Here is a 12,321-nt window from a genome sequence, read left to right on the forward strand (position 1 = left end):
CAACCATCACTTCTTGGAGAAAAACAAATTCCCTACTTCCAATTCTCCTTTTTTCTTTTCCAATCGGACCACTGTAGTTTTCTTTGTTTGGTTCTTCTTTCCATAGTTTGTATACAACGTTACTTTTAATATGGTAGGACCGGATACTTTTTGCATATCATCCGAGTAATGGTTAACATATACAGTATACATTCCTTCAATAGCATCTTTTAGCATAAAATCTTCTGGACCATATCCTTCAGTCAAATCGTTTGACATTCTACCTCCTATTTGTGTAGCAGGATTTTTATAAAATGCTTTTTCTCCATTAGGATCTACTACCCACAAATCAATATCTGTATCTACATGATTCCAATCAATCACCACACGTACATCTACTGGCATGTTTGGTAGTTTTTTTAGCGTTTCTTTGTTTATTTTCAATGTTTGTGAATGTTGCTGCGTTAAGCGCGCTAATTCTGTGAATGCAATCGCTTCCATTCCTAGATAATTTTCTTGTTCGTCTTTTTCGAGTAATTGCCCGTCATAAATTTTATAAAGTAAGTCATAACTCTCTTTAATCTTTCCTACTTGCTCGTATGCTAGTGCCAAATCTCTGTACGATTGCGGTTCTTCTGGGCGCAATTCCAATACTTTTTCATACAATTTCACTGCCGTTTCCATTTGTTCAAAATATTCTAACTTGTATGCAGCCGCTTTTAATAGTTCATAATTAGCCAACTCTATTTCTACAAGATTCGTAATAATGGTTACAGCTAATTCTTTTGCATTTCGCACATAAAAAAAGTCTGCTACATCTATATAGAACGTTGGCATGTTGGTGTATTCACTTCGTATTTGTATATATTTTTGATACGCTGCTGCTACTGATTTTTCTTTTTCCAGCAGCTTGATATATGGCATATCTGCATTCCACGATTTGAGCTGAATTTTTCCTTCTATTTTTTTGTTGAGCGAATCGATTTCTTTTGTATAGGTGCTAGCTCCTTTTTTCGTAGTGATAATCATTACCCCATTTCGTCCACGGATTCCATAAAGTGCTGTGGCGGCAGGTTGTTTAAGTACCGTAATACTTTGAATATCGTCAGGTGGTACGTTTTTAGTTGATGGAACACCGTCAATTACAAATAAAGGATCTCCATTCGAAATAAAAGAACTTCTTCCGCGGATGATGATTGAACTATTTTGCCCTGGCTGTCCTGAACCTGTAGAAATCTGTACACCAGCTGCACTTCCTTGCAATACACGATCTATGGATTCTGACTCTACCGTGGCAATAGCAGAAGCTACTGCTTTCCTTTCTCTTACAGAACCGTAGGCTACTACAACAACTTCGTCCAATACTGCATTGCCCTTCAATTGTATACGCATTTCTGTAGCACTTGCAGGAACATCAACAGCTTCAAAGCCTACATACGCAATTCGTAACATCATACCTTCTGCTCCCTGTAAGGTAAACTTTCCATCAAAATCAGTAGTAGTTCCTCGATTTTCTTCTATTATATACACATTCGCACCTGGAAGCGGCTCACCTTCGTCATCTAAAACAATTCCTGTAATGGTATTCGGTCTTGTCGTATTGGTTGCTTGTTGCATAGTGTTTGATGCTATCGTTGTTGTACTTGTTTTATTTGCTGTATTTTCAGTAGTAGTCGTTGTTGCCTGTGCAGTCCTTGTTGTATTTGCAGTGTTCTCTTTCTGTGGCTTCACTACTTTTTTCTTCCCAAAATACCAATCGATAATATCTTGATAATCTTCTTCAATTTCTTCTTTGTTAAGTTCAATTCTTTTATTTCGTTCTCGTGCTTCCTCAGCTTCTTCTGCCAATAATTCTTTATAATTTTCCATCAGTTCTGCCGGCGGTTCAATTTTATAACGCACATAGTCTTCCAAACGATCCAACACAATCATAGACGTGTAATCTGTTAGGATACGAAATTGTTTAGAGAGTGTAATAATCTTCTCTTTGTTAGCTTCTTTGTCTTGATTGAGATATGTTAATTTTTTCTTTGCCCATAATCGTTTGACCTCTTGGGTTCCTTCGGAAACATTTATATCTAATAAAACTTTCTCCGTTACTTTTCCGCCATAGCCAAACAACAGTGTTACTTGTGTCGCTTCTGCAAACTGTCCACTAATCGAAAAATTTTCCCATACATTTACCTGTGTTTTAGGATATACTTCAAATACTTTGTTATTCTTTTCAATTCCTAAAAACTGGAAGGTTTCTCTTTTTAATGTTTGTACGGCTTTCGGTACAGAAGCTCTAACAAGATTCAAATAATTACCGCCTGTCGCTGTTGCTAACTGTTGCAAATATTCATGATTAGAAGCTCCCAAAGAGTTAATGGTATAAACAGGAATGTGTTGTTGTGTGGTAAGCGTACCCAAATTCAGCAGTCCATCAGAAAACAATAGAATTTCATCTGTATGAAAACGCTTATTATTAAAAATACCCATACTTGTTCCTCCATCATACACTGTATTCTTTATTGATGATATTAATGCACTTGTATCTCCATTTTGAATACTTATTTGGTCTTGTCGCTTAATTTGATTGTTAAACGTAATCAAATCTACGTGAACATTTTGCACATATTTCAAATAACTTTCTAATACTTGCAGCTCTTTGGTTACATCCCGAAATTGCATTGAATACGATGCATCCCAAAGCAAGGTGATTTTTTTCGGTTTCTTTTTAAGTCGTGAAGTAGGTTTAAAAACTTTTGTATAGTAAAAATAACCGTTATAGGTATTCAGATTTTCTTGCTTTATGGAATTTTGAATCCGAACTACGATTGCTTCCGTCGGTGCATGATTTGTTTTTGAAACTGTTGCAACAAATGCATGTTGTTGTTTTTGAAAATAAAAATCTTTGTAGTTGCTTTTTCCTACCAAAGGTGTTTGCTCGGTGTATACATTAATTGTTGCAGAAAAGTTAGAGAGTTTTTCTGTAAAGCCTAGTGGCAACTCGTAAACTTGCATTCCATCAAGTGTATGTAGTTCCTGTTCAAACGTAATGACAATGTGTTTGTGTCGCTTGGCAAGGATTGGATATACGCGCGTTCTGTAATTATTCCCTTCTGTCTTTTCTAACAGCCCTGGATCAATTACTTGTCGCATGGTATTTTCATAGGCAACTCTTCCTAATTCTTTTTCTACAATAACTGCTTCTCTCATAGCGCCATTAACATCCATAGAAAAACCAGACACTATTTGGCCTTCTCCCAAAGGAAAAACCAATTCTCCTTCCAAGGTTCTATCCAAACCATTATAAAATTTCATATCGTAGGTAGTAACAGCTACGTTTCCTATAATCTTTACCTCTACCGCCAGATCCGTAAGTTTCAAATCTGCTGCATCCTTTACTGTTACTTTAGGAATTTGTTGTGCTACTAAAGTGGCGCTAAAAAGGAATATCCAAAAATGTAATATGTGTTTCATACTGCTAGAATTGTAGTTTTCATCAAAGCTCTACATTCTATCCTCTCAAAAAAAACACGAATGAGTTAATCCCCTTTTTTATTGAGTTAACAAGAATACAATTCTTCTTGTTACATTCATTTTATATCCTTATAAGTAGTAAATAAAACTAAACCATTTTTTATTTTTCAAATAGGTAAAGTCATGCTCATTGCAATAAGCTTCCCGCTCAAAACTTAGGTTTACGTATGCTTTATGTCGGTTTCTATAATAGCACAATCGTACCAACCACTCAAGAATGTATAAAACATAAAAAGGAATAACAAGCAGTTCCAATTGTTGACGCAAATGTATACGCTCATGATACACCAATTTTTTATTAAGCATATCATGAGTAGATCTCAAAAAAATAAAAGGATACAATGTGATTCCACGAAAACCCTTAGGAACTATATATTTTGATACAAAAACCATATGTATGTACATTCAAAATTTACGCCAATTTAAGTACCTTTGTAGAAATGAAGAAAATAATTCCTATTGAAGAAGGTGATTTTTACCTTTCACCAGAAGGTTACAAGGTATTTACCGAACAGTTTCATCTAAAAAGAGGGTATTGTTGCGAGAGTGGTTGCAGGCATTGCCCATACGGATTCAATAAAAAAAGAAAATAGATTTCATGGATCGAACCTTAATGAAATATAAAAAAGCTACTGCACATTTTCATCGTGTAGATATTCGTTATCCATAGAAAAAAGTTGTTACATCAGCTTAATAGTATACATAACGAACCTTTCTACAATTTAATTTAACAATGACAGTACAAGAACATATTTTACAAGGAATCCCTAACGAATTACCAAGTCCAAAACCATACGATTCTACCATTAATCATGCGCCTAAGCGCAAAGAAATATTATCTCCTGAAGAGAAAAAATTGGCACTCCGAAATGCATTGCGCTATTTTGATAAAAAACATCATGAAGTGCTACTCCCTGAGTTTAAAGAAGAACTTGAAACGTATGGTCGAATTTACATGTATCGTTTCCGTCCAGACTATAAAATGTATGCTCGTCCTATTAATGAATACCCAGGCAAATCGACACAGGCGAAAGCTATCATGTTGATGATTCAAAACAACCTTGACTATGCAGTTGCTCAACATCCTCATGAACTTATTACCTATGGCGGAAATGGTGGTGTTTTTCAAAATTGGGCACAATACCTACTCACCATGCAGTATCTAGCTACCATGAATGATGAACAAACATTGGTGATGTATTCAGGACATCCGCTAGGTTTATTTCCTTCTCATAAAGATGCGCCACGTGTAGTTGTAACAAATGGTATGATGATTCCTAATTACTCACAACCAGACGACTGGGAAAAATTTAACGCACTAGGTGTAACTCAATACGGACAGATGACCGCAGGAAGCTATATGTACATAGGTCCACAAGGTATTGTACATGGAACCACAATCACTGTATTGAATGGAGGACGAAAAATCTCTAAAAACGGAGAAGGCTTAGAAGGTAAGCTTTTTGTCACAGCAGGTTTAGGAGGTATGAGTGGAGCACAACCTAAAGCGGGAAATATTGCAGGTTGCATTACAGTTTGTGCTGAGGTTAATCCGAAAGCTACCCAAACACGTCACTCGCAAGGATGGGTTGATGAAGTGATTCATGATTTAGACAAATTAGTAAGCAGAGTTCGAACAGCAAAGGCAAATAAGGAAGTTGTTTCAATTGCTTATCAAGGGAATATTGTAGATGTTTGGGAAAAATTTGATGAAGCCGATATATATGTTGACCTTGGAAGTGATCAAACATCTCTCCATAATCCTTGGGCTGGAGGTTATTATCCAGTAGACCTTTCTTATGAAGATGCCAACGACATGATGGCAAATCAACCTGAACTTTTTAAAGAAAAAATACAAGAAACTCTTCGCAGACATGCTGCTGCTGTAAATAAGCATACTGAAAAAGGAACTTACTTCTTTGATTATGGAAATGCGTTTTTACTAGAAGCATCCCGTGCTGGTGCAGATGTGATGGCTAAAAATGGTATTGATTTTAAATATCCTAGCTATGTTCAAGATATCATGGGCCCAATGTGTTTTGATTATGGATTTGGTCCTTTCCGTTGGGTTTGTGCTTCAGGAAAACCAGAAGATCTTGCAAAGACTGACCAAATAGCGTGTAACGTTTTAGAAGAGATTATGAAAGTATCTCCTACTGAAATTCAACAACAAATGGCAGACAACATTCGTTGGATTAAAGGAGCTCAAGAAAACAAACTCGTTGTTGGCTCACAAGCTCGTATCTTATATGCAGATGCTGAAGGACGTATGAAAATTGCCCAAGCATTTAATGAGGCTATTGAACGTGGTGAAATTGGTCCTGTCGTTTTAGGACGTGATCATCATGATGTTTCCGGCACCGATTCTCCATATAGAGAAACCTCCAACATATATGATGGTTCTCGTTTTACTGCTGATATGGCTATCCATAATGTTATAGGAGATAGCTTTAGAGGAGCCACTTGGGTTTCTATTCACAATGGCGGTGGTGTTGGCTGGGGAGAAGTCATCAACGGCGGATTCGGCATGGTTCTTGATGGTAGTATAGAAGCGTCGAGGCGATTACATTCTATGTTATTTTGGGATGTAAACAATGGAATAGCTAGAAGAAGTTGGGCTCGAAATGAAGAAGCTATTTTTGCTATAAAACGCGCCATGGAAGTTGAACCTAATTTACAGGTGACACTTCCAAATATCGTAGACGATACGTTATTAGGCTAAAGTTGTAATCCAAAAAAAGCAGTGATATGAAAACAGTTAAATTACTTTTCCCTGTAGTAGCTCTCCTACTCGTTACTTCTTGTGTTTCAGTCAGAGTGGTTTCTGATTATGATAAAGAAGCAGATTTCAATTCGTATAAAACATTTGCGTTTTACAAAACAGGAATTGATCAAGTAGAAATTTCAGATCTTGATAAAAAACGTATTCTTCGTTCCATTGAAAAAGAACTTACCGACAGAGGCTTTGTAAAATCTGAAAACCCTGACTTGCTAGTCAACATTATGACCAAAGCCAATAAGCGTGTTGATATTAATAATAATGCATACTTTGGTTGGGGATGGGGATTTCAGCCATGGTTTTGGGGAGGTGCTCCTATGAGTACTGTCAGAACTCGTACCGAAGGCGTACTATACATTGATTTAATCGATACTAAGCAAAAAGAGTTGGTTTGGCAAGGAAGAGGTACTGGAAACCTTAACAACAACCGAAGCATTGAGAAAAAAGAAGAGCGTATCCGTGAGTTTGTAGCCGAAATTATGAAAGAATACCCGCCGATGGCAAGCGCAAACTAAAAACATACACACATTACTAAAAGCCTTGAAGCCTTGTGTTTCAAGGCTTTTTTTATGGATTTTTCTCATTTTTACAACGGTATAAAAAAAGCGCTGCACCTTTGCTCAGATTCTGTGCTGCTGTGCATAGGAAAAAACTCTTATTTCGGTTAATTTCAGTAGAAAAAAATACTACAAAGAATAGCCTCTCTTCTATATTCATACTACTACAACGTTGGAATGATTTTTGTTTCCTGTTAAACAAATTAGATTACAGATAGTTACTGTTGTAGATTCTAATTTATGAGTTCATTTATAAACTTGAACGCCACATTTTTATATATTTACCCTTATAAAATATAAGTCCTATGTCGCTAAAAACAGTCTTTTTATTTTTTTGCTGTACACTCTTTTCCATGACACTACTTGCACAAGCGCAACTCTCAATAAAGCTTGACAAAAAAAATTATCTAAAAGAGATTAGCGTAATAGAAAATGGAGAGAAAAAAGGATTATTTTTTCGTTATAAAGCGAATGGTAAACACAAATCATTCATGTATGAGAACGGTAAAAAAAGAAAGCTTTATGAATCAGAACTTTCAGTTCAACATGTATACGATCCGCAATCGAAAGGACAAATTCTTGAAGAGAGTTTTGGCATCCTCCATGACGGAAAACGTGAAGGTTTGTGGCTCACTTTCAATAATAATAAAAAACTAGCTACGGCTACTTTATACAAAGCTGGCATCAAACAAGGAAAAGCATATCGTTTTCACCCTGATGGAGAATTACTTGGTGTAGATACATATGAAAATGGTATAAAACATGGACTGTGTACTGAGTTTCATGCGGGCGGCGCACTACACTACAAAACTGAGTATAGGAATGGAAAAATAGTTGATGGAGAAAATATATACTATCATCCCAATGGAAACAAAAAAATTGTAACTCATTACAAAAATGGGAAAAAGTATGGAAAAAGCACTGTATACTACGAATCAGGTGCCATCGAAATAGAAGGAGAATATCGAGATAAAGGGTTGCCTGAAGGTCCTTGGAAAGAATATTATGAAAATGGTGTCGTGAAAGAAGAATACTATTACAAGCACGGACTTTTTCATGGAGAGTATACTATTTACGATGAACAAGGGAAAATAGTAGAACAATATATTTACAAGGACGATAAACTTATTAAAACCATTATAAATTAGGGACATAATTATTTTCTTGCGCATTTAAAATGAGAAAAGAGGTATATCCTTTTTATCTCCATAACATATTATGATACTTTTTGTATCATCTTTTTCTTAAAAAGCTAGTTTTTAAATTCTTAGCGTTTGTATTTTCAAGATACAAAAACAAAAAAACCATACTCTTATTACAGTTTTCCCCTTTTTTGTCTGCTTCTAATTTTAGTACATTCATCAAAACTTAAAATCACAATTATGAAGAAAAAGAATGTACAATTGGGAAAATTAAAGCTTTCAAAGTCTAACATTGCTTCTTTCAATCAATCGTATAAGATTGTTGGAGGATCGGTAGTAGGACCAGGATGTAGCTTTGGATGTCCACCATTAACGAGTGACTGTCCACCAGCTGAAACGGAAGGATGCCAAACACAATTCCCAGAATGTCAAGCAACCGATGTAGCTTGTGGCTCTGCGTATAACCCAACAAAGTGTAACTGTGGATCTAGTCCAGGAGACTTTTTATGCGAAGCAGGAACCTTTGGAGGACTCGCTTAGTTTATAGTTTTCACTTAACTTTTAATACTAATAAAAAACCCACTTAAAATTTCAAATCATGAAAAAAAAGAATGTACAATTAGGAAAGCTAAAATTAAACAAGTCTAGCATTGCCTCTTTTGACCGAGCAAAACAAATTGTTGGAGGTTCTAACGTTGGGCCAGGTTGTAACTCAGATATTGAATGTACTTTAACATGTGCACAAGACACCTGCACTTCTGTTCCTCAACCAAGTCCTTCGGATAATTGCAATACTCAATTTCCGCAATGTCAAGCGACTGATGTGGCTTGTGGTTCAGCATACAATCCGACACAATGTAACTGCGGATCAAGCCCAGGAGATTTCTTGTGTGAAGCAGTAACTTTTGGCGGAGCATTTTAATTTTTAGTAGACTAATAAAACATAAAAAAGGCTGTTTGATCACGATTTTCAAGCAGCCTTTTTACTTTTTAAGTAGTACAACAGGATACTACATAAATTATTAATACTTCATTAACTCTTCTATTTTTTGTTTCACCTTTTCCGTTGATGGAATCATCGTTTGCTCTAAGGTACTATTCAGCGGAATAGCAGGCATGTTTTCTGAACCAATGACCATGACAGGTGCATCTAGATACTTGAAGCATTTTTCTTGTACCATTCCCGCAATAGCTCTCGCAAATGAATTATTGACAGGTTCTTCGGTTACCACCAAACATTTTCCTGTTTTTTGTACAGACTCAATAATTGTTTCTTCATCTAACGGATAGAGGGTTCGCAAATCAATAATCTCAATTTGCTCGCGTTGTCCCTCAGCTGCATTCATTGCCCAATGTGTTCCCATTCCATACGTAACCACCGTCATAGTTTCTTTTTGATCCTGCTTCCAAATTTCTTGCAACACATTTGCTTTCCCAAACGGCAGCATATAATCTTCCGCAGGTTCAACGGAAGTTGCGCCTTTAGTTCCTGGCACTTTAGACCAATATAATCCTTTATGCTCTAAAATCACTACTGGGTTCGGATCATGGTACGCTGCTTTCATCAATCCCTTTAAGTCTGCCCCATTACTAGGATAGGCAATTTTTATCCCTCGTATGTTTGTCAATACAGATTCTACAGAAGAGGAGTGATACGGTCCACCACTTCCATAGGCACCTATAGGTACGCGCAAAATCATTGAAACTGGCCATTTCCCGTTAGACAGATAACAAGAACGACTTACTTCTGTAAACAATTGATTAAGCCCTGGCCAAATGTAATCAGCAAATTGTACTTCCACGATTGGCTTCAAACCAACTGCACTCATCCCCACAGTTGATCCTACAATAAAAGCTTCTTGTATTGGTGTATTGAATACACGATCGTCCCCAAATTTTTGCGCTAACGTAGCTGCTTCACGGAACACTCCTCCTAAACGCCCTCCTACATCTTGTCCATATAACAAACATTCTTTGTGAGCTCTCATGAGTTCTTCCACAGCAAACAAAGCACAATCAACCATCACAACTTTTTCTTCGCGTTTTGGACTACGCTCTCCAACTTCTTCTGTAATGGTAGTTGGTGCAAAATCATGCGTAAACAAATCTGCAGGTGTTGGATCTTCAGCTTGCAAGGCTTCTTCAAAATCTGCTTTTACTTGAGCAATAGCAGTTGCTTCGATAGTTGAAATTTCCTCATCAGAAAAACCATTATCCTTTAATTGTTGTTTGAGTACTGGATACGGATCGCGCGAACGTGCTTCTTCCAAATCGTCACGATACCACTCCATTCGCACACCAGATGTATGATGATTTAATAATGGAACTTTGGCATGTACGAGTATAGGGCGGCGTTCTTCACGAATCGTCTTAATCACTTTTTCGAGTGTTTCATAGCTTTCAATGAAGTTAGCACCATCAATAGAAACTGCCTCTAATCCTTTGAAACCTTCTGCGTATTCAGCTGCATTTTGCGCTCTGGTTTCTGCGGCATTCGCTGAAATGTCCCATCCATTGTCTTGTACTAAGTATAGAATTGGCAATTGTTTTAAAGCCGCCATTTGAAATGCTTCCGCAATTTCTCCTTCAGTTACAGAAGCATCTCCTAAAGAACAAACAGTAATTGGTTTGAGATGGCGAGTTTCGCCAAAAGGAGAATTTTTCGCCGCTTGATCTTCTATATGTTGCAGTTCTTTATATTGCATTCCCATAGCAGTTCCTGTAGCAGGAATGGCTTGCATTCCCGTAGCGGAAGACTGATGTGGAATTTTAGGTTTATCAACATCTTTCAAGCTTGGATGCGAATAATACGTTCGTCCGCCTGAAAATGGATCTTCTTTTTTAGCCAACAATTGCAACATCAAATCATACGGACGCATTCCTATTGAGAGCAACATAGCATCATCACGATAGTATGGAAACGCATAATCTTGTGGAAGTAATTGCATCCCAACCGCACATTGGATAGCTTCGTGTCCCCGCGAAGTAGCATGTACATATTTGGAAACGACTTTAAAATTGTCTTCATATAATGTTGCCATTGCTTTGGCTGTGCAGAGCAATGAAAATCCTTTTTGTAATATTTCTTTGTTCATAAAAGTTTTATCCTATTTGGTTCCCTTTTACTCCGCTGATATACATATGTACCCTGTTTTTAAAGTGCGTTGAGCGGAGTTAAAACATACTTTTTAATGATTGCTTATTCAGCTACAGCAACCATCCAGTTGTATTTATCTACTAACTTCCCAGAACGAATTCCGTTGATTGTATCCATGACCATTTGTCCCACAGGGCTTTCATCAGATACATGAATTTCTTCTTCTCGATGTCCAATGGCTTGAATCATCGCAATTCCAACAGCAGTTCCTGTTCCAAAAGCTTCTTCTAAAGTTCCGTTGGAAGCAGCTTCTTTTATTTCAGATAGTTTAATTGGGCGTTGCTCTACTTCGTATCCATTATCTTGCAAAATGGAGATTACACTTTTGCGTGTAATTCCATCTAAAATTGCACCATCCAAACTTGGCGTCATGAATTTTCCATCAATCTTAAAGAAAATATTCATTGTTCCTACTTCTTGGATGTATTCGAACTCATGTGCATCCAACCACAAGACTTGATCAAAACCTTTGGCTTTTGCAATTTCTGTAGGACGAATAGCTGCGGCATAATTTCCTGCGGCTTTAGCTTCCCCTGTTCCTCCTTCTGCAGCGCGTATAAACTTAGTTTCTGCATATAGTTTGATACGTTTGGTAAAAAATGGTCCTGCTGGAGACGCAATAATGATAAAATTGTAGCTTGTGGCTGCACGCATACCAATGAATGGTTCTGTTGCGTACATAAACGGACGTAAATACAAAGCACTTCCTTCTTGTGGTGGAATCCAACCACGCTCCATATCTACTAATTTTTTAAGCCCTTCAACAAATAGTGTTTCTGGAAATTCTGGCATTCCCATACGTCTGGCACTAAAATTCAATCGTTTTGCATTTTCATCTGGACGAAAAAGTAAAGGCTCTCCTTGCGCATTTACTGTTGCTTTCATTCCTTCAAAAATGGCTTGTCCATAATGCAATGCCATAGCGGCTGGATGTGTCGGAATCATTCCTAACGGAAGTATTTTTGGTGTTTGCCACTCTCCATCTTCATATGAACAGATAAACATATGATCTGTAAAAGTTCTTCCTAAAGGAATATTGTCAAAGTCAAGCTTAGACACATTTGATGTTGCTGCTTTGGTGATTTGAATTTGTTGTGCTACTTGCATTTTATGGGGAATTTAGTGGTTTGTTTATTTTTATTCAAAACCAAGTTTCTTTGGTCTTTAAAACTATGTTTCAGT

At 36.9% G+C, this 12,321-nt stretch carries 9 protein-coding genes; 6 read left to right on the forward strand and 3 right to left on the reverse strand.

All coding sequences use genetic code 11. The features are described 5' to 3' along the window. Positions 1-6: 6 nt before the first annotated feature. Positions 7-3,444: a VIT domain-containing protein gene (locus tag AA088_RS17840; protein WP_052752947.1), complete on the reverse strand. Its 3,438-nt coding sequence runs from the start codon at positions 3,442-3,444 to the stop codon at positions 7-9. A 500-nt stretch (positions 3,445-3,944) separates the two neighbouring features. Here AA088_RS17840 and AA088_RS18565 point away from each other — a divergent pair, with 500 nt between their 5' ends. The 6 genes from AA088_RS18565 (at position 3,945) to AA088_RS17020 (ending at position 8,904) form a co-directional block, all read left to right on the forward strand. Further along, a complete protein-coding gene (locus tag AA088_RS18565; protein WP_162199699.1) occupies positions 3,945-4,097 on the forward strand; it encodes a DUF5522 domain-containing protein in 153 nt (50 codons plus the stop codon). Positions 4,098-4,237: 140 nt separating this feature from the next. After that, positions 4,238-6,226: a urocanate hydratase gene (locus AA088_RS17000; protein WP_046746247.1), complete on the forward strand. Its 1,989-nt coding sequence runs from the start codon at positions 4,238-4,240 to the stop codon at positions 6,224-6,226. A 26-nt stretch (positions 6,227-6,252) separates the two neighbouring features. Continuing rightward, a complete protein-coding gene (locus tag AA088_RS17005; protein WP_046746248.1) occupies positions 6,253-6,798 on the forward strand; it encodes a DUF4136 domain-containing protein in 546 nt (181 codons plus the stop codon). 395 nt (positions 6,799-7,193) lie between these two features. Next, entirely contained in the window at positions 7,194-7,988 is a 795-nt protein-coding gene (locus tag AA088_RS17010; RefSeq protein WP_046746249.1) for a toxin-antitoxin system YwqK family antitoxin, read from the forward strand. A 234-nt stretch (positions 7,989-8,222) separates the two neighbouring features. Then, the gene (locus AA088_RS17015; protein ID WP_046746250.1) at positions 8,223-8,522 is read left to right on the forward strand and encodes a hypothetical protein; all 300 of its coding nucleotides are present in this window, start codon (positions 8,223-8,225) and stop codon (positions 8,520-8,522) included. A gap of 58 nt (positions 8,523-8,580) precedes the next feature. After that, positions 8,581-8,904, forward strand: coding sequence for a hypothetical protein (locus AA088_RS17020; RefSeq protein WP_046746251.1), 324 nt, complete (start codon positions 8,581-8,583; stop codon positions 8,902-8,904). 100 nt (positions 8,905-9,004) lie between these two features. Here AA088_RS17020 and AA088_RS17025 read toward each other — a convergent pair whose 3' ends face one another. Together AA088_RS17025 and AA088_RS17030 are read right to left on the reverse strand one after the other, a co-directional pair. Then, on the reverse strand, positions 9,005-11,077 hold the full coding sequence (locus tag AA088_RS17025) for an alpha-ketoacid dehydrogenase subunit alpha/beta (protein WP_046746252.1): 2,073 nt from the start codon (positions 11,075-11,077) through the stop codon (positions 9,005-9,007). A 104-nt stretch (positions 11,078-11,181) separates the two neighbouring features. After that, complete coding sequence (locus AA088_RS17030; RefSeq protein WP_046746253.1) at positions 11,182-12,246, reverse strand: branched-chain amino acid aminotransferase; 1,065 nt, start codon at positions 12,244-12,246, stop codon at positions 11,182-11,184. Positions 12,247-12,321 lie beyond the last annotated feature (75 nt).

The sequence above is a fragment of the Kordia zhangzhouensis genome (genome assembly GCF_001005305.1).
GTDB lineage: Bacteria > Bacteroidota > Bacteroidia > Flavobacteriales > Flavobacteriaceae > Kordia > Kordia zhangzhouensis.